This is a genomic window from Ancylomarina subtilis, assembly GCF_004217115.1.
Taxonomy (GTDB): Bacteria; Bacteroidota; Bacteroidia; order Bacteroidales; family Marinifilaceae; genus Ancylomarina; species Ancylomarina subtilis.
On the sequence record NZ_SHKN01000001.1, the window covers coordinates 888,040 to 906,089 of the forward strand.

At 38.8% G+C, this 18,050-nt stretch carries 17 protein-coding genes; 8 read left to right on the forward strand and 9 right to left on the reverse strand.

Features of this window, described 5'->3' with window-relative positions; translation table 11 throughout:
• Nucleotides 1–46: 46 nt before the first annotated feature.
• From EV201_RS03695 to EV201_RS03705, 3 genes are read right to left on the reverse strand one after another with little or no spacing between them, the layout of a single operon-like run.
• A complete protein-coding gene (locus EV201_RS03695; RefSeq protein ID WP_130306048.1) occupies nucleotides 47–433 on the reverse strand; it encodes a YchJ family protein in 387 nt (128 codons plus the stop codon).
• A 36-nt stretch (nucleotides 434–469) separates the two neighbouring features.
• Nucleotides 470–1,315, reverse strand: coding sequence for a hypothetical protein (locus EV201_RS03700; RefSeq protein WP_130306049.1), 846 nt, complete (start codon nucleotides 1,313–1,315; stop codon nucleotides 470–472).
• A gap of 23 nt (nucleotides 1,316–1,338) precedes the next feature.
• The gene (locus tag EV201_RS03705) at nucleotides 1,339–2,475 is read right to left on the reverse strand and encodes an MFS transporter (protein WP_207224371.1); all 1,137 of its coding nucleotides are present in this window, start codon (nucleotides 2,473–2,475) and stop codon (nucleotides 1,339–1,341) included.
• A 93-nt stretch (nucleotides 2,476–2,568) separates the two neighbouring features.
• On the opposite strand from EV201_RS03705, the gene EV201_RS03710 reads away from it, so the two are divergent.
• Both EV201_RS03710 and EV201_RS03715 read left to right on the forward strand, forming a co-directional pair.
• Nucleotides 2,569–3,084 (forward strand): nitroreductase family protein, encoded by a 516-nt coding sequence (locus EV201_RS03710; protein WP_130306050.1) that lies wholly within the window; start codon nucleotides 2,569–2,571, stop codon nucleotides 3,082–3,084.
• Between the two features lie 68 nt (nucleotides 3,085–3,152).
• On the forward strand, nucleotides 3,153–4,109 hold the full coding sequence (locus EV201_RS03715; RefSeq protein WP_130306051.1) for a CobW family GTP-binding protein: 957 nt from the start codon (nucleotides 3,153–3,155) through the stop codon (nucleotides 4,107–4,109).
• A 62-nt stretch (nucleotides 4,110–4,171) separates the two neighbouring features.
• Here EV201_RS03715 and EV201_RS03720 read toward each other — a convergent pair whose 3' ends face one another.
• On the reverse strand, nucleotides 4,172–6,103 hold the full coding sequence (locus EV201_RS03720; protein WP_130306052.1) for a sensor histidine kinase: 1,932 nt from the start codon (nucleotides 6,101–6,103) through the stop codon (nucleotides 4,172–4,174).
• A gap of 375 nt (nucleotides 6,104–6,478) precedes the next feature.
• Here EV201_RS03720 and EV201_RS03725 point away from each other — a divergent pair, with 375 nt between their 5' ends.
• Nucleotides 6,479–7,744, forward strand: a complete 1,266-nt coding sequence (locus tag EV201_RS03725; RefSeq protein ID WP_130306053.1) for a metallophosphoesterase — start codon at nucleotides 6,479–6,481, stop codon at nucleotides 7,742–7,744.
• 101 nt (nucleotides 7,745–7,845) lie between these two features.
• Here EV201_RS03725 and EV201_RS03730 read toward each other — a convergent pair whose 3' ends face one another.
• The 5 genes from EV201_RS03730 to EV201_RS03750 form a co-directional block, all read right to left on the reverse strand.
• On the reverse strand, nucleotides 7,846–9,030 hold the full coding sequence (locus EV201_RS03730) for a SpoIIE family protein phosphatase (protein ID WP_130306054.1): 1,185 nt from the start codon (nucleotides 9,028–9,030) through the stop codon (nucleotides 7,846–7,848).
• A 48-nt stretch (nucleotides 9,031–9,078) separates the two neighbouring features.
• Complete coding sequence (locus EV201_RS03735) at nucleotides 9,079–10,917, reverse strand: [Fe-Fe] hydrogenase large subunit C-terminal domain-containing protein (RefSeq protein WP_130306055.1); 1,839 nt, start codon at nucleotides 10,915–10,917, stop codon at nucleotides 9,079–9,081.
• 48 nt (nucleotides 10,918–10,965) lie between these two features.
• On the reverse strand, nucleotides 10,966–11,217 hold the full coding sequence (locus EV201_RS03740; RefSeq protein WP_130306056.1) for a (2Fe-2S) ferredoxin domain-containing protein: 252 nt from the start codon (nucleotides 11,215–11,217) through the stop codon (nucleotides 10,966–10,968).
• Between the two features lie 80 nt (nucleotides 11,218–11,297).
• A complete protein-coding gene (locus EV201_RS03745; RefSeq protein WP_130306057.1) occupies nucleotides 11,298–12,482 on the reverse strand; it encodes a SpoIIE family protein phosphatase in 1,185 nt (394 codons plus the stop codon).
• Nucleotides 12,483–12,516: 34 nt separating this feature from the next.
• Nucleotides 12,517–14,235 (reverse strand): [Fe-Fe] hydrogenase large subunit C-terminal domain-containing protein, encoded by a 1,719-nt coding sequence (locus EV201_RS03750; RefSeq protein ID WP_130306058.1) that lies wholly within the window; start codon nucleotides 14,233–14,235, stop codon nucleotides 12,517–12,519.
• Between the two features lie 407 nt (nucleotides 14,236–14,642).
• Between EV201_RS03750 and EV201_RS03755 the strand changes: the two genes are divergently transcribed.
• The 5 genes from EV201_RS03755 (at nucleotide 14,643) to EV201_RS03770 (ending at nucleotide 18,049) form a co-directional block, all read left to right on the forward strand.
• Entirely contained in the window at nucleotides 14,643–16,508 is a 1,866-nt protein-coding gene (locus tag EV201_RS03755; RefSeq protein ID WP_130306059.1) for a carbamoyltransferase family protein, read from the forward strand.
• A gap of 109 nt (nucleotides 16,509–16,617) precedes the next feature.
• Nucleotides 16,618–16,767, forward strand: coding sequence for a DUF5989 family protein (locus EV201_RS16340; protein ID WP_164977437.1), 150 nt, complete (start codon nucleotides 16,618–16,620; stop codon nucleotides 16,765–16,767).
• A 5-nt stretch (nucleotides 16,768–16,772) separates the two neighbouring features.
• The gene (locus tag EV201_RS03760) at nucleotides 16,773–17,147 is read left to right on the forward strand and encodes an SxtJ family membrane protein (RefSeq protein WP_130306060.1); all 375 of its coding nucleotides are present in this window, start codon (nucleotides 16,773–16,775) and stop codon (nucleotides 17,145–17,147) included.
• Nucleotides 17,148–17,360: 213 nt separating this feature from the next.
• Complete coding sequence (locus EV201_RS03765; protein ID WP_130306061.1) at nucleotides 17,361–17,621, forward strand: YtxH domain-containing protein; 261 nt, start codon at nucleotides 17,361–17,363, stop codon at nucleotides 17,619–17,621.
• 71 nt (nucleotides 17,622–17,692) lie between these two features.
• Nucleotides 17,693–18,049, forward strand: coding sequence for a hypothetical protein (locus tag EV201_RS03770; RefSeq protein ID WP_130306062.1), 357 nt, complete (start codon nucleotides 17,693–17,695; stop codon nucleotides 18,047–18,049).
• Nucleotide 18,050 lies beyond the last annotated feature (1 nt).

Genomic DNA, 18,050 nt, shown 5'->3' on the forward strand with positions numbered 1-18,050 from the left:
TCAGTGTTTACTAACAACACAAGAAACAAGTCTCACTTTAAACTTCTTATTTTCCATCGACATAGAACCATTGTCCTTGTTCAAATCGGAAATACGAATCTTCAAGCATTTCGTGAATCTTACCTGCTTCGCTATAAAGGGCTTTAAATTTGACACGTCCTTCCTTATCTCCAGGTTTCCCTTTTTGAGTTGAGATCACTTGCAAACCAAGCCACATAACTGAAGCCGCCCACCGTTTAATTTCTGCTCGCTCACTATTGGGACGCGTTTCAGGAGCATAAGTTCTCATTATATAGTCGACATCAGCGACAGCAAAGGCTGAATACCGACTTCGCATCAACTCTTCAGCTGATTGTGCACTTCTTTTTCCGGAATGCAATGCCCCACAACAATTTTCATAACTTAAAGCTCTTCCGCAAAAACACTTCTTCATATTAATAATAAGCTTAAGGTTGAAAAATCGATAGCTCTATTTAAAATCTTTAAAGAAAACATCCAACTTATCGAAGTCCTGTTCTCCAATAAGTGACAAAAATCTCGCAAAGCCTGGTGCAACAGTTTTAAGTCCTTCCTTAATTTTAAACATAGCATTAAACTCTGTGATAAACTCAGCACGCATATCAAAAGTACTCACTAAAGTTTCATAGAACAATTTGAACAGATTCTTCTCGTTCTGCAACAAAGCATCGTCCAATGAGATGACCTTAAGTAAACTATTTAGTAACTCAGCATCTTTGTATTCAATCGCTACTGCTAACCCCTTTGTATAATGTGCAAATAACAACTGCAAGGACTCCTTGTCGTTGTAGGCAGGAATTGGTACGGGTGTAAACAAACAATCCTTATAGGTCTCAAGTGCCTTATCCTTTTCACCAAGACTCATCAACACAAATGCTTTCACATTGCAAAGAGCAAGCTGATAGAATTCTCTATACTGATCAAACACCAAATCCTTTTCTGATTGTTCCAATACGGGTAGTGCCTGTGAAAGCGATTCATTCAATTTAGCCTTCCCCCTGTTAATTGAAAACTCAGCCATATATTGCAAAGCCCAATTCAAGCCATAAACCCATTTTCCTGAAGTTGAACACGAAGAATACCCCTTAGCATATTCCTGCCCCGCTTCAGTCAATTCACCAAATAAAGCAAAAGCTGCTGCACGATGTTGAAGAATATCCAAAAAGAATCTGGGCTCCTCCTTTAATGCCATGTGAGTATTGTCATTCAAAAACTCTCTAATGATTTTTGGATCTTTCTCAGTAATTCCCTTGTTGTATAATTCAACCAGGCTTTTGTAGATATTTTCTGAAGTCATATAATAATAGTTCTATTAGAAACTTAATTTTCTATTTTAATTTTTTGAACAAACACAAGTGACACAACACATAGTATTGCTCCTGCAATAAAAGGAATTTGCCAATGCCACATCCACAATAAACCACCACAAACCGGTATCACAACAGCCGATATATGATTTATGGTAAAGCCAACTGCCATCGAAGGCGCAATATCTTTCTTATCTCCTGTTTTATGAAAATAGGTATTGATACCCATAGAAAAACCAAAGAAGATATGGTCGATGATATAAAGAATTGCAACCACCAATCCATTCTCAATAAAGGCATACCCCAAGAACACAAAAATCAGACTAATGTATTCCAAACTGAGCATTTTACGCTCACCGAATCGATTAATTCCCTTGGCGATATAAGGCGATATAAAATAAGTGATGATGTTATTAATGATGAAAAGCAAAGCAATATTTTGCACACTAAACTGATATTTCTGAACCAGCATAAACACGGCAAAAACAACAAAAATCTGTCGACGTGCTCCACTTAAAAAATTCAAAACATAGAACAGCCAATAGCGCTTTCGAAGCACCATCCCTTTATTCTGCGCTGGAATATCCTTATTTTCCGGTTTCCAGAAAAAAGCCCAAAAGGCTAACAGTACGATTATGACACCCGCAACAATAAAATTCATTTGCAGTGATAAGTGCCCAGCCAACAACCAAATAAACGCTCCCATCGCAACATTGGCAACTGCAGCCCAACTCTTCTGTTTTGCAAACACAAGAGGAGCCTGTTCGTAATTAAAATACTGAAGCGTTAAAGATTTATTCGTCGTTTCAAAATAATGAAAGCCAATCGACATGATTAGGGTAGTAAAAATCAGTCCATAAAACGAAGGGAAAAAACCTGTCATGGCCACACCTATACCAACCAACAATACTGAGATAGCTGACAAGCGATGTTCGCGTACAAAAAACAGAACGTAAATCACCAGAAGGGCTAAAAAACCTGGAATCTCTCGAACAGATTGAATCACCCCCAACTGAAAGCCATTAATTCCAACTTCGTCAACGGCCAAATTATTAAAGAGTGTACGCCAAGCCTGATGTCCTGCAGTTGCTGCAACCACCAACAGCATCAAATAGGCATACATTTTATTTTGTTTGAGTTCCTTCAGCATAGTACATGTATAAATTAGGCCTGCAAAGTTATAAATAGAAACTTTAATGGACCTGAAAAATTCGTATTTTTACAAAGAATTAAAAAGACAACTATGAGCTTAATCGATATTATCAAAAACCGTTACTCGGTTCGTGCCTACTTAGATAAAGAGGTCGAAGAAGAAAAATTACTTCAGATACTTGAAGCGGGACAATATGCCCCCTCTGCTGTCAACTTTCAGCCCTGGCATTTTATTGTGATTCGCGAAAAAGAAAATCACGCTAAGTTTTCTGAAATTTATCATCGCGATTGGTTTAACGAAGCACCTGTTTACATTGTAATTTGTTCCGACCACAGTAAATCGTGGAAACGCGCTGAAGATGAAAAAGACCATGCCGATATCGATGCAGCAATCACAACCGATCACATGACTCTGCAAGCAACAGAACTCGGTCTTGGCACCTGCTGGATCTGCAACTTTCATGTTCAAAAATGCCGTGATTTCTTTAATCTTCCGGATCATATTGAACCTGTTGCCATCCTGTCTCTAGGTTACCCTGATACAGAGAAACAACCCGTGAAAAAGAGAAAAAGCCTAGAGGAAATTGTGCACTGGGAAAAATTTTAATTGTTGATCTTTAATTGAAGACTTACAATTCACCATTTCACTATTAACAAGACGATTTAGCAACATATATGAGTAAGATACCCGTAACAGTTATTACTGGTTTTTTAGGAGCTGGAAAAACCAGTCTCCTAAATCAACTAATTAAAAATCATTCAGAAAAAAAATTCGTTGTTATCGAAAATGAATTTGGCGAAGAAAATATCGATTCTGAACTTGTCACAAACATTAACGATCAAAACTTATTTGAACTAAGCAACGGGTGTATTTGCTGCAACCTATACACCGAACTCTTTCTGGTACTCGAAAACCTGATCAAAACCAATCACAATTTCAATCATCTCTTAATTGAAACAACCGGGATTGCTGATCCAGGCAATATTTTAGCTTCATTTATATCTGATCCGGGTATTAAAGCAAAATTCGAACTCGACTCTGTCATTTGTTTGGTTGATGCGGCTAATGCAACTCAGGATTTGAAAAATGAAGAAGTTCTCAACAAACAAATTGCCATTGCAGACACACTTATAATCAACAAAATTGATTTGGCCACAAATGAGACTGTAAACAAACTCAGTTCAAAACTTAAAGAGATAAACCCGACTGCAAGCCTTCACAAAACAAGTCAGTCCGATATAAAAGACAAGCAATTACTGGATGTATATGCCTATAATCCACAGAACATCTATCAATTTTTGTTCTCAGTAGAAGGACAAACAAATTCGAAACACGAACACAGTATTGAAAATTTTTGTTTTAAAAGCGATCGCCCATTCAATCAAATGAAATTGGCTGCCTGGCTGGATGCCTTTTTACAATTCAATTCGGATACCATCTATCGTGTAAAAGGGATTCTGAATATCTCAGGAGTCGATAATCGCATTCTGTTACAATCCGTCCATACACAAATTCAGGCGACTGTAGGTCGCCCATGGACTAATGATAATAAAGAAAGTAAGATTGTGTTTATCGGAAAAACACTGAATCGGGAAGTGCTGGAAAAAAATCTACTGGAACTCTGTGACTAAATAAAAGCCACAACGATAGATAAACATCGTTGTGGCTTCACAAACCAACCTATGAAAAATATCTAATTAACTTCGCAAAACACATTCGGATTTATCAGTAATGCCGGGTCATAATCTACGTAAGGAAGTGTGAAATAAAAACAAGACCCCACGTTCTCAACAGATTCTACCCAAACTTTTCCTCCCATCGATTTCACAAAAGCACGTGTTATGGATAAACCCAGTCCCAATCCGCCATATTCTCGTATATCAGATTCCTGAACCTGTCTGAAATTTTCAAAAATAGTTTTAAACAGATCTTCTGAAATTCCTATTCCGGTATCTTTGACATAAAACTCAATCAAATCGCCCTTCTTATCATAGCCGATTTCAACACAACCATCGTCAGTAAATTTGATCGCATTATCGATAAGATTTCTGAATATTTTTTGAAGATATAATCGATCAGCACACACCTTTTTCACACTGATATTCTTAATCAATCTGATTTCCAAATTTTTCTGATCTGCTATTTTTTTATATTCCCTCTCCATATCTGATAACAATCCATCAATATCAATCAGCTCCATTTTAATATCTGAATGCCCCGATTGCACCTTGGCAATATCGACTATCTCATTCACAACATTCAACAACTGATTCGAGTTTTCAGAAATGATATCCAAATAACTAACTCGATCTTCCATACTAACATCGGGGGAGGCTAAAAATTCTGCAAAGCCAAGTATCCCATTCATGGGGGTGCGGATCTCGTGTGAGATATTATTCAAAAATGCATTTTTAAGTTCATCAACCTTACTGGCATCCAATTGTGCCTGAATCAATTCATTTTTAAGCAGATTCTCTCTTTTTGCGTAGTATATGAAAAAAAACAACAGTCCAAAAACCAACAAACCAACCGATAAAATCAGATAGGCATACTTCCGACTCATTTGAATAAAAGAGCTGGGTTTATTAATGACAATCCAGTCAGATGGAAAGGTTGAGGGAACAAGTTTTGCCTTCTTCAATTCCTTATAATCCAGATAACATTGGTTTGGACTTTCCTCTAAAACCGGAATCTCTTCAATGGCTTTTCCTTTCAAAATTTGATCTGCAATCTTCAACGCTTCCTGAGTCTGTCTGTAATGATGAATTAAAAAACCACCTACAATACCCTCATTCAGACCATGTTTCCATAAATGATAAATTGGCAAATCACTATTTTTCTTTAAAAAATCCAATCCTTCGTAAAAAGGCTTGTATTTAAAATCCTTATCCCTGTAAAGCGACAACAACAAAAGAGCCTTCTCCCCTTTTAGCTTTTTCAAATTCGTTTCAAACTCCGAAAAACTAAGTTCAGCCAAATTAAGCTCATGAACATTAATTGCTGTATTGTAACCTTTTAGATTCAGAACCCTATTCAAATCGGTTTTCCCTGATTCACTATTGTCACTAATCACATACATTTCCTCGAGCTTGGGGTTTAACGTCTTTGCGAGATTTATCGTTTCCTTTATTGATATATCTTCAACCACCCCGGTACAATGGGCATTTGCATTTTGTTTCCTGGCCAAGTCGATATTATTTATTCCCCAAAAAACAATGGGTTTGCCCTTAAACAGATCCTGCTCATATTTCAAAACATACTCCAAAGCATAATCATCTGCAACCAGAAATAAGTCATAGGGCTTCCTTTTGGACAATTTATAAGACAGAAAATCATGAAAATGCTGAACATATACATCGTCAACAAATTCTTTGCTATTCATGAACTCCACATCAATATGATAATGGGTTGTATCTATAAATTCCTGAATTGCTTTCGCAGAATGAATATAAGTTGGAAAATTGCTATTGTAAGAGTCAATTAGGCAAATTCTTTGTCGTTTTGTTTCTCTTACTTTTTGTGAAAACAGATTAAAAGGTAAAAATAAAACGACAATCAGCAGACAATAGTGCAAAGAACAGGCTCTATTCTTCACTCTCATAATTAAGGCATTATCTAATAGCATTCGGGTATATTTTGATCATAGATTAGTTGTAATGAATGCCCAATTTACTAATAAAGATAGGGACTTCCAAATTTTGACAAAAATACAAATAACATACACTAACATTTTAATTTAACCCATCAAACACTCTTTTCATATAGATTAATAGATACTTAAAGCTTAACATATCAATACAGTAATAATTAATCTTATATCGAATTTATTTATTAAATAATTCATCCTGTTAATGATCCAATCTTAATTAAATAATCCCAAAATAGAATCGGACATTTTTTTAAAACAAATGACAGAAAAACGAACAAGATGAATATCAGCTTAATAAGTAAGAAAAAAACTTATCTTTGTCGATGTTATTTTAAAAGATAAGAATCGAATATGAAAGCCAGCGCCTTTTTGATCATTCCACTTTTAATCTTCATGCTCATTGTGGATTTATATACCTACCGAGGTTTAAAACCGCTTATAAATAAAATCCCCAATGCCTTTGTCAGGAAGATATTTAAACAACTTTACTGGTTGATTTCAATAGGTATGTTTGCTGCTTTCGTTCTGTTCTTCTTACGAATAAAGTATGTCCAGAGAGCAGAAGCCTATGTCTATTTCAGCTACTTAATAGGTGCTTTTGCCCTATTTTATATACCCAAATTTGTTCTGATTCTTTTCGTATTACTTAAAGATGTGCAGAAGGCTGTGAGTTGGCTCATTAGAGCGCTTACAAATGTGAAGAAAGAAAATAAGTTTGAATCAAAATCGAAAAGAAAAATGGAACGATCCGAATTCCTGTATCAAATGGGCTTAGTGCTTGCCGCAATCCCCTTTGCCTCTATCCTGTATGGGGTCACCAAAGGGAAATTCAAATTTCGAATCATGCATGAAAGTTTGAACTTCCCTAACCTACCCAAGGCATTTCAGGGTCTGAGAATTGTACAAATTTCAGATATACATCTGGGGAGTTTTAATAAAAATTTCGAAAAAATTGAAAAAGCCGTTGAACTTATCAACGAACAAAAGCCTGATATCATTCTCTTCACAGGCGATTTGGTGAACAACTTTGCCGAAGAAACCGAAGGCTGGGCGCCAATATTGGACAAAATGGAAGCCCCAATGGGTAAATATTCAATTTTGGGCAACCACGATTACGGGGATTATTCCCACTGGCCATCACCTGAAGACAAAGCCGATAATCTTAAACGAATCAAAGACTTCCACAAAAAAATTGGTTTTAAGTTACTCTTAAATGAAACCGAAAGACTGAAGATTAATGATGATGAAATTGCACTGATTGGTGTTGAGAACTGGGGTAAACCACCTTTCCCTCAGCATGGAGATCTGGATCTTGCTATGAAAAACACGGACGATTTATCATTCAAACTCCTCATGAGCCACGATCCGTCACACTGGGAACAAAAAGTATTGGATACGGATATTGACCTCACCTTCGCAGGCCATACACATGGTATGCAATTTGGTATTGAAAGAGCTGGAATAAAGTGGAGTCCTGTACAATACAAATACCCACGCTGGGGCGGCTTATACAACGAAGGCAAGCAATTTATATATGTCAACCGTGGCTTTGGCTATATCGGCTTTCCCGGACGAATCGGGATGCCACCTGAGATCACTTTAATTGAACTCAACTAAGAGAATAAGCGTAAAAGTTATAAGGACAGGGCTTAAAAGGAACACGTTTACAAGGGTAAAAAGTGCACTTTGCTCTTTCTGATTTTCAGCCTTGAAAAAGTTTAAATAAAATTCAAATTCACATCCTTCAGGAACTTCTCCTCGAGCAAACGTACCACACGTTTGACTACAGTGCGGCGAATTTCCAACTCAACCGGCAGATTGGGATCCTGATGAGCCAGATTAATACGTGTTCCGTTGATGATAGAGATCTGATCACTTTGAAGCAGATAGTGTACAATCTGATCAGCGGGCCCTTCTCCCAATTGATAATTGGAATCATAATCCTCTAATATTCGAGCCACCTTACCAATGGTTAGAATCCCTTCAGTCACCAGATTAATGCCCTCCATATAAGCAATTGGAGGCAGTTCCGGATCGCTGATCGTCATACCCGGTGCAAATTTCAAGCCCAATTCTCTGGCAATAATTTCAGCTGTAGAACCACCACAAATGATTTTCTTTCCTTTAAAATGATAGACTCTCATAGCCAATTCCGAATCCTTTTCCATCTCGAATGGAGGTCCTGTACACAATAACAATTTGCGAGGCTCTCTAAAATAGATCACGCCTGCACTGGTGTCGTCCTTGGGTTCATCCTGATCGTTGCGCGAGGCACGTTTCACAATCCTCTTCCCAAGTGCATTGGACGAAATATAGGGTGAGGTTTTTATAACCTGTGTCACAAAATCAACAACATTATCGAGTCCCCAACCAAAAGGATAAGCCTGACTTCCCATACCCGACTGCATAATACCGTCAGACCAAAAAAGAATTCGATCCTCTTTTTTTGCATTAAACTGACAGGCTCTTAATACTTTTCCTTTGTTCTCTTCACTTTCAAGTTCAATATTCTCCCAGCCCGGATCGAAAAATTTGTCCCCCCGCATGATCACGCAATCGGGATTATCGAACTCCATAATTCGAGTCGTTCCATCGTATTCAATATCGACAATGGTAAACGTAGAATAGCTCACCTTTCTCACACTACACACAGGCAGCGTGTTCATAATAATCTCAGCAATGGTTTTAAAATCCTTATGCTCAATGGTAAAATTCATTGCCATAGATGCTGTCAGTGTAGCCAAAACATTGGCTTTCACACCGCTCCCCATGCCATCGCTAAGAATAACGATTGTGCGGTTTTCTTCCTTAATTCGTCGCGACAGAAAGACATCTCCACAAATCATGTCGCCATGATGAAACAATTGTGGGCAATCTATATCCAGGTGAAACTTCTCCTCCATAGGGATTTATAGTGTTAGTTTGGGCATTACCTCATTTATCCATCACATCTACTTATCGGTCGTGTGAGATTTGATGATAGAATTCAAAATTTTCTCTGTTTTAGATGCTGATTCGCCCAACAAAAAGGCAATTTGCTGAACCGTTTGCAGGTTCTCCTTTATCACATCTTTAGCACGGCCAATCACTTCCTCTTTGCGAACTTCCGGAGCATACAAATCGCGGACAATACCACCAACGACTTTATTCTTCTTAATGGTAAATACAGAGACATTAAATAAGCGACTACCAAAATGCACATCCTTTTTCAGAATATCTTCACCATTCATTAGTACGGTTGAAAACAGGCGATGAAAAGGAATAACTTTGGATAAGTCAGCATCAACCAAACCCGGGATAATTTCGTTTAACAGCTTGGTTTCTTCTCCCAGGAGATTAACAAAACTGTTATTCGACTCAATAATTTTAAGATTCTCATCAACAATGACAACACCTGTGGGAAGCTTCTGAAGCATAGCAGAAACCGTTTCGCTGGCTTCCATAGCTAATCGGTGTTCCTCTTTAGCTTTACTTTCCGATTCTTTAAGCGCAATCTTCGTTTGAGTCAGTTTTTCATTGGTTTCGCCTAATTTCTTGATATAGGCATTCATATTTTTAATGGTAACCGAAGAGCATTGCTCAAACTTGGCAAGCCCCTGAACCTTGGCTTCTGCAAATTTCCTGCAGGTTTCGTAACCACATGACCCACAGCCCAGCTGATCTTCAATTTTACTTTTCCCCATTTTATCGAGAACAGCCTGTACCTCTTCCTCTGTAGGAATAGGAAGTCTCATATCCTTCACCTTAAAATTTCGTGATAAATCGATATGCCTATAGGTATCTATTTCTTTTTGCCATTGCTTTTCATCAAAGGTGTTCAAGCGCTTACGCACATATTGAACAACCTGTGAGCGACGAGAAAATTTACGCCCCCCTTTTGATGTTCCAGGTCCCATAATACAACCATCACAATAAAAAAGATCGAGATGTTGATTCAGATTGCTACTGCTGTGAAATTCTTCCAGTGAGCGAAGAAAATTATTACGTCCCTCTGTGCTGATGATATTTCCCCGAAGCATGCTGTTATCAATTTCAGCAGCCTGAAACAAACCGTGGCTCACCGGGAAAAGCCCTCCAATACGAGCGAATGGTGGATCAAATTCTGAAAATTCAACCTTCTTCTCCGTAATGCCACTTTCCTTAAAAAGTTTTCTTAATTCAATAAAACTGAGAACAGCTTGAATCTCCCCATCGCTTTTATTAAAATATTTCACATCATCCTTACTCGCGACACAAGGAGAAAGCGAGACAATTTTAACATCCTGTCCGTATTTCTCACGAACCACCTTAGCCATTGCAATTATTGGATTGACTATAGGCGCCAAATTCTCAACCAAATCAGGGTAATAACGCTCCACATGATTCACTAAAACCGGACACTTGGTTGACAGGTAATACTTCCCGTGAAAATTATTGAATAACTCTTTGTACTTAAAGGCAACCAAATCTGCCCCGAAAGCTGCTTCAACCACGTAATTAAAACCCAACTCCCTAATCATCCCCACAAAGTGACGGTAATCGCTTATATCATCGAACTCACCGGAAATGCTTGGATCACAAATAGCAACAACCTTCTCATCACGTTTGAGAAGATCCTTCACGTAATCTTCCTCATTGCGATACACAATAGCCTCCTGAGCACAAATACTAACACAATTACCACAACCAATACAACGATTTGCAATAATATGGGCGTGATTATCTTCAATTTTAATAGCCTTAGCAGGACAAACCCGAATACAGGTATAACTCAGGTTACATTTATCCTTATTTGTGGTAATCAGTTGCATGGGACAGCGAATTTAGGGTGTAAAAATACGGGGATCAAAAGTCAGAACTTAGACTTCTTCAAACACCTTTTTCAGGATATCAATGGCTCCTTCGGCATCAACTTCCTTATAAACTTCGTCTTCGATCTTTAAAATTGGACCAACAGAACAGTTTCCTGTACAAAGTTCTCCATGAAAAAAGACCAGATCGTTCAAATTATTCTTGTCGAAAAATTCTTTTACAGACTGTAATGTCTTGCCATTACCTCTTGAGAAACAGGAACTCCCCAAACAAATGGTAACATCCTTTTTATCACTCATGGTATTATTTGATTATGTTTTGTTTTTAATTTTGATTATCGAAAATTTAACGGATTTCATCGCCGCAAGCTTCCAACCATTTAAATATAGCTAAGATCTACATCTTTCAAAAACTTTTCCTCCAAAAGCATCGCAATGTTTTTCACTACGGTTCGGCGAATTTCCAACTCGACAGGCAAATTGGGATCCTGATGAGCCACATTAATTTTTGTCCCGATAATGATCTCGATTCGATCACTCTCAAGCAATAATTTCACAATCTGATCGGCTGGTCCCTGATGAAGAACCGTGTTCTGATTGTAAGCTTTTAATAATCGCTGAACTTTTCCCAAAGTCAGAATGCCTTCGGTTAGGAAATCCAAGCCTTTTAAATAGGAAACCGGAGGCAGCTCAGAGTCTGTTATATTTAAATCGATTTTCAACTCTTCACCAAACTCTCTGGACAAAATACTGGCCGTTGTCCCGCCACAAGCAATCTTCTTCCCTTTAAATTCACTCACCTGTTTGGCCAGTTGTGTATCTTTCGATTTGCTGTAAGGAGGTCCTGTGCAAAGCAACAAATCACGGGGTTCACGCAAATACACTACCGCACATGAGGTATCATCCTTTGGTACGGCACCATAATTAGCCACAGCTCTGTCAACCACAGCACGTCCCAATTGCTTAGCTGACAAAAAGGGCTGACGCCTGATCATTCCCCTTACAAATTCATTTAAATTCTCCTGGCCCCATCCGAAAGGGAAACGCCTGCTCCCCATACCCGAATTGGTCACCCCATCCGAACAAAAAACAATCCGATCTTCTTTCTCTGCTTTGAAACGATAGGAAAACAAACTTTTACCGGAGTTGTTAGCCCCCTCTATACTCAATTCTTCACACTGAGGTTGAAAAACGTCCAGTCCTCTTAGAACCAGACATTCAGGACTATCGTAGCGTATAATACGTGTTTCACCATCGCATTCAATATCAACAATGGTGAAGGTCGAATAGCTGGCTTTGCGTTTACTGCAGATAGGCAGGGTTTTCATGATCACCTCGGCTGCCTTTCGGATATCCTTATTCACCCGCATGTAATTCAAAACCATCGAAGCCGTCAAGGTCCCCAAAACATTGGCTTTAACACCACTGCCCAAGCCATCGGAAAGAACCAGCAGGGTACGTCCCTCCTCTTTAATTTTCTCCGACATAAACACATCGCCGCAAATCACCTGTTTACCAGGATTCGTTTGCAAACACTCAACTTCTATATAATAATCAGAATGCATATCTGTTTCGGGTTCTTAATTTTAATATTTCTGATCAATTCTTATCTTCTGAAAGCGTATAAAACTCCACAATAGAGTTAAGCATATCCTCTGTTTCGGATGCATTCTCACCCAACAGATAAGCAATTTTCTGAACCGTTTCCAGATTCTTTTGGTTGACAGCCTTGGCCCGATTAATCACCTCCTCCTGTTGAATAAAAGGCTGAGACATATCACGAAGAATCGCCCCAACAATCTTATTTCGTTGAATGGTAAACAAACTCAAATGCAACATTTTATTCCCCAATCGAAAATCCCTTTCTAAATTATCTTCCCCTGTGGCCAGAACCGATGAAAAGAGTTTGTAAAATGGTGCGATCTTCTTCAAATCAGCATCTTTCAAACCCGGAATTGTTTCAAACAATTGCTCCATCTCCTCGCCCATTATACGGGCAAAACTCTGATTAGCCTCAACCACCTTCAGATCCTCGTTTACAATTAAAACTCCGGAAGGTATTTTGCCCAAAAGTGCTGTTGATTTATCGTGAGCAATTTTGCGCATATAGGAAGCGCACATATTGGGTTCGGACTTATCTTCGAGGTAAGCCTTGGCAAATTCCCGACAGGAATTGTATCCACAACCACCACAATTAATCTCATCCTTATCGGAGTATTTACCAATCATGTTCAGAGCCTCCTTGATCTTATTTTCAGGATGTTCTGGTTTCATAGCAACATCAATATTATCAAAATCTCTATCAATCGAAAAATTGACAACTTGTTCTTTAACTTCCGGTTCGGTCCGATTGATAATCTCCAATCGCTTTAATGCCCGGGAATATGATTTTCGGGTTCCCGGCCCATTGATACAGCCCCCTTCACAAGCCAAAAGTTCCAGAAACAACAAGCCCGATTTGCGATAATAATTCAAATCCTTAAGCACATCGTAAATGCTGCTAATGCCCGAGAAAGTCATAAAAACCGCATCGGTTGTCGAAGCATTATCCTTAATCCCGGCAATCATCCCCCCATCGATGGGATACAAAGCACCTCTTCCTGCCCGTCGGGGAACAAATTTCGACTCTGCATCCGACTCGTGAAACAATTCAGGCTCGAGCCCCTCTTCATCAAGCCATTCAGCCAAATCTTTAAACGATAGGGAAGCTTCGAGCAAATCTCCAAAAGCATCGCTTTCTGATTTTTTGGCAATGCAAGGACCAATAAAAACAATTTTACAGTCCTCGCCATATTCTTGCTTTAACAGCTTGCAATGCGCTAACAAGGGTGATAAAAAAGGCGTGATATAATTCTTATACTGAGGAAAGTGTTTACAAATCATCTCAACCACCGAAGGACAAGCTGAGGAAATATAAATACCGGATTGTTTTTCTTCTAAAAACGCGTTCACTTTTTGCGAAACCATCTCAGCACCCAATGCTGTTTCTGAAACATGAGCGAAGCCTAATTCCTTAAGGGCAGCAAGCAATTGCTCATCCTTTAGATTAGGGAATTCTGACATATACGAAGGGGCTAAAGACACCACCACCTTATCATGACGCTTCAATAAGGATTTCACTCGTGTTAAATCGTTGCGAACTTTTTTCGCATTCACAGGACAAACCAGCGTACAACTGCCACAGTAAATACAATCTTCATGTAAAATTTGTGCCGAATTATTAATCACTTTTATGGCTTTCAACTGGCACTCACGTATGCATTTATAACAATCCTGACAATCGTTTTGTTCGGTATAAACGGGCTTAAAAACATCCATTTTATGCAGATCTTACTTGTATTTAAATTTTAATCAAAGCTCTGAATTTATGTTTTTTATCGGAGCGATTTCAGGATATTCTAAAACACATACAAGTTATTCAGATGGGATTTAAATAAGCTTCTGCAAGTCCAAATGACCGATCCCGTCAGTCCCTAATTCGACAAGAGGAGAACAATAAAGGATAAAAACGTCTTTTTAATCAAATATCTTACATCTTTTTTGAAAAATATACTTAAATTAAGTACAGATCAAAGCTTAACATCATATCAAATATCAGAGATATAATTAAAAGCCATTGGAATGACAATCTGAAAACTATTTTAACAGCACCTGCTCTCAGGTCTGTTATAAGCTGAATACACACTAGAGAATAAACTTATCTTACAAGCTAAACATAGTTATTGATGAAAAAAATCCTCGGAATATCTGCGTTTTATCACGACTCAGCTGCTGCCATCACAATTGGGGGGCAGATTATTGCTGCCGCTCAGGAAGAACGATTTACAAGAATCAAACACACGCCCGATTTCCCAATTCATGCAATTAAATATTGCCTGGAAGAGGCCGGACTTGAAATTGATGAGCTCGATGCTGTTGTTTTTTACGATAAACCCCTGCTCAAGTTCGAAAGACTTTTACAAACCTATTATGCTTTTGCGCCCAAAGGTCTCCTGTCCTTTCTGAAGGCTATTCCTGTTTGGATCAACGAGAAAATGTTTCTTAAAAAGCAAATCTACAACGGTTTGAAAGAGATCGGCCCATACAATAAGAAGTCATTGAAACTCTTGTTCTCAGAACATCATCTGGCTCATGCTGCAAGTGCTTTTTTACCATCGGCCTATGAAAAATCGGCCATCTTAACCATTGATGGTGTAGGTGAATGGTGTACCGCTTCGATAGGAATTGGGGAAAAAGGTCAGATTAAAATATTAAAGGAAATGGAATTCCCTCACTCAGTGGGGCTACTCTATAGTGCTTTTACCTACTACATTGGGTTTACGGTGAATTCCGGAGAATACAAACTTATGGGACTGGCGCCCTATGGCGATCCCCAGGCTGATGAAACCCACGAATTTGTAAAACGGATTAAAAAGCATTTAATCGATATAAAGGAAGATGGTTCCATTTGGCTGGATCAATCCTATTTCAACTATGCCACAGGTTTACGAATGGTAAAAGAAGACAAATGGGAAAAATTGTTTGGTTTAAAACGTCGCGAACCTGAAGCAAAACTCGAACAGAAACATTGCAACCTGGCCCTTGCCATACAAATGGTAACCGAAGAGATTGTGATCAAAATGGCCAAAGAAGCGAAGCGACTAACTGAGGCTAATTTTCTCTGCATGGCGGGTGGCGTTGCGCTCAACTGTGTGGCCAATGGCAAACTGCTTCGTGAAAATGTATTTGATGACATTTACATACAACCCGCTGCGGGTGATGCCGGCGGTGCACTTGGCGCAGCCTTAGCTGTAAGCTCCATGTATTTTGGGGAAGAACGACTTTTCGATCCGAAAAAAGACCAAATGCGAGGGGCGTATTTGGGTCCTGAATTTTCTGAAAAAGAAGTGCAACTGATGAACCGAAAGGTCAAAAGTGTGCATCACTATTACGACAACTTTGCTGAACTGACGGAGTTTGCCGCTCAGCAACTCACCCAGGGCAATGTGGTAGGCTGGTATCAGGGCAAAATGGAATTTGGTCCCAGAGCGCTTGGCAACCGAAGTATTTTAGGTGATGCCCGAAACCCGGAAATGCAGAAAAAACTCAATCTTAAAATCAAATATCGCGAGGGGTTCAGACCCTTTGCCCCCTCTGTTCTGGCAGAAAAATGCAACGATTATTTTGATCTGAAAACGGGTTCTCCCTACATGCTATTGGTTGCTCCCGTTAAGGAAGAGAGACGCAAAGAATTGCCGGAGAATTATTCACAGCTTCCCCTTTGGGATAAGCTCTATTTTACACGAAGCGATATTCAATCGATCACCCATCTGGATTTCTCGGCTCGTGTGCAAACCGTACACCGGGATACCAACCCCAAATATTGGGATCTGATTACCGAATTCGAAAGACAAACCGGATATGGCCTGGTCGTTAATACCAGTTTTAATGTCAGGGGCGAACCCATTGTTTGCACCCCATACGATGCCTACCGTTGCTTTATGAGCACCGAAATGGATTATCTGGTTATCGGCAATTTTGTGTATTGTAAAACCGAACAACCCGATTGGGAAAACAAGGAAAAATGGACCGTTAAATTCAAGATGGACTAAATCAATTAAAAATTACGATAGGGTCAAAAAGGATGTTTATTAGAAAAACCTGAACAAATATCGGTATTGACCGTATGAATAAAATAGTTGCAACTAAAAAAATTGAAAGATGGATTTTTTAACTGACTTGTGGCTCTTTATGAAAGAGCGAAAAAAATTTTGGTTAGCACCCATTATCATCATCCTTTTACTGATTGGTTTATTAATTGTATTTGGGGGTAGTAGTGCCGTTGCTCCGTTTATTTACACCATATTCTAAACGCTATGAAACAATTGCAAGCAAAATCAGACCCCATAAAAACCGTTTTGGTTATTACAGTGGGAATGCTCATTGTATTTTCTATCAGCCATTGGAGATGGGCCTTTAATGCGGCAGTCATCATTGGTATATTGGGTATCGTATCCCCTTTTCTGGCGAAACAAATCGACTTTTTGTGGATGAAACTGGCTTGGGTCATGAGCCTTATCGTTCCTAATATTATCTTATCCCTTGTCTTTTATCTGTTTCTGACGCCCATTGCACTTCTGTCCAGAATTTTTGGAGAGAAGAATCAGCTCAATCTCAAAAATGCCAAACTCAGTGTCTTTAAAGTTTACAAAAAAGACTTTAATAAATCGAGTTTTGAGAAACCCTGGTAAGGCAAAAAGGTTCCCCATAAAAGGCTGCTCATTCAAAATTGGCAGCCACTTTGGCATTAGGAACAAACAGGTAATGCCTCAGAAGATAAAAATTAGGTCAAAGGCTCTATGTCATCGATAAAAAATAATTGACTCCTAACCAACAATTCACTAATTTTATGTAACACGTTACAAATCAAACTATTTTGTTGTCTCATTTAAAACATTAGCCTTATGTCAAATTCAGGAGGAGTTATTGCAGCTTTGTTAGCAGGCTGTGCAATAGGTGTGGGTTTAGGAGTTCTTTATGCGCCCGACAAAGGGGAAGTAACCCGCAAAAAGATGAAGAAAAAGGCAAAGGAAAAAGCTGAGGAATTCGAAGTTGCCTTTGACAAGAACATGGAGAAAGTCCGGTCTAAAATCGATGAGTTGATTGATGATCTGGAGAAAAAGATTGATTCTTTCAAAAGAAAAGAGAAAGAACAGGAAACCTAATCCTGATTGTCACAACAGTTCATCACAACAAGCAGAGTATTCTTAAATCAGTTCACTAAAAAACGACCGTATTGGAAAATATCCCAGAACAATTCACTCAACTGAAAGAATTACTAACTGAGTATTTCGACTCCAATCTGGAATATTACAAATTTTCCGGTTTTGAAAAACTGGTACGCCTTTCTGTGGCCCTCAGTATAACAGCCTTGTTTTTCTTGCTGACGATGTTTGCTCTGCTCTTTTTTGGTTTTGGAACAGCAGCTTGGCTGACCGATATCCTGGAGAGTGAAATATTTGGGTACGCAGGAACAGGCGCCCTGTTTCTGATATTGATCGGCCTGATTTATCTGCTTAGGAAGCCCTTGATTGAGCGCCCTTTAATCAAGCTCTTTTATAAGATACTATACAGCCAAAAGCACAAGGATTGAA

What these genes read in the sequence shown, in the direction of transcription:
- EV201_RS03695 (WP_130306048.1), bottom strand. Translation starts at nt 433, where the DNA reads ATGAAGAAGTGTTTTTGCGGAAGAGCTTTAAGTTATGAAAATTGTTGT.
- EV201_RS03700 (WP_130306049.1), bottom strand. Translation starts at nt 1,315, where the DNA reads ATGACTTCAGAAAATATCTACAAAAGCCTGGTTGAATTATACAACAAG.
- EV201_RS03705 (WP_207224371.1), bottom strand. Translation starts at nt 2,475, where the DNA reads ATGCTGAAGGAACTCAAACAAAATAAAATGTATGCCTATTTGATGCTG.
- EV201_RS03710 (WP_130306050.1), top strand. Translation starts at nt 2,569, where the DNA reads ATGAGCTTAATCGATATTATCAAAAACCGTTACTCGGTTCGTGCCTAC.
- EV201_RS03715 (WP_130306051.1), top strand. Translation starts at nt 3,153, where the DNA reads ATGAGTAAGATACCCGTAACAGTTATTACTGGTTTTTTAGGAGCTGGA.
- EV201_RS03720 (WP_130306052.1), bottom strand. Translation starts at nt 6,103, where the DNA reads ATGCTATTAGATAATGCCTTAATTATGAGAGTGAAGAATAGAGCCTGT.
- EV201_RS03725 (WP_130306053.1), top strand. Translation starts at nt 6,479, where the DNA reads ATGAAAGCCAGCGCCTTTTTGATCATTCCACTTTTAATCTTCATGCTC.
- EV201_RS03730 (WP_130306054.1), bottom strand. Translation starts at nt 9,030, where the DNA reads ATGGAGGAGAAGTTTCACCTGGATATAGATTGCCCACAATTGTTTCAT.
- EV201_RS03735 (WP_130306055.1), bottom strand. Translation starts at nt 10,917, where the DNA reads ATGCAACTGATTACCACAAATAAGGATAAATGTAACCTGAGTTATACC.
- EV201_RS03740 (WP_130306056.1), bottom strand. Translation starts at nt 11,217, where the DNA reads ATGAGTGATAAAAAGGATGTTACCATTTGTTTGGGGAGTTCCTGTTTC.
- EV201_RS03745 (WP_130306057.1), bottom strand. Translation starts at nt 12,482, where the DNA reads ATGCATTCTGATTATTATATAGAAGTTGAGTGTTTGCAAACGAATCCT.
- EV201_RS03750 (WP_130306058.1), bottom strand. Translation starts at nt 14,235, where the DNA reads ATGGATGTTTTTAAGCCCGTTTATACCGAACAAAACGATTGTCAGGAT.
- EV201_RS03755 (WP_130306059.1), top strand. Translation starts at nt 14,643, where the DNA reads ATGAAAAAAATCCTCGGAATATCTGCGTTTTATCACGACTCAGCTGCT.
- EV201_RS16340 (WP_164977437.1), top strand. Translation starts at nt 16,618, where the DNA reads ATGGATTTTTTAACTGACTTGTGGCTCTTTATGAAAGAGCGAAAAAAA.
- EV201_RS03760 (WP_130306060.1), top strand. Translation starts at nt 16,773, where the DNA reads ATGAAACAATTGCAAGCAAAATCAGACCCCATAAAAACCGTTTTGGTT.
- EV201_RS03765 (WP_130306061.1), top strand. Translation starts at nt 17,361, where the DNA reads ATGTCAAATTCAGGAGGAGTTATTGCAGCTTTGTTAGCAGGCTGTGCA.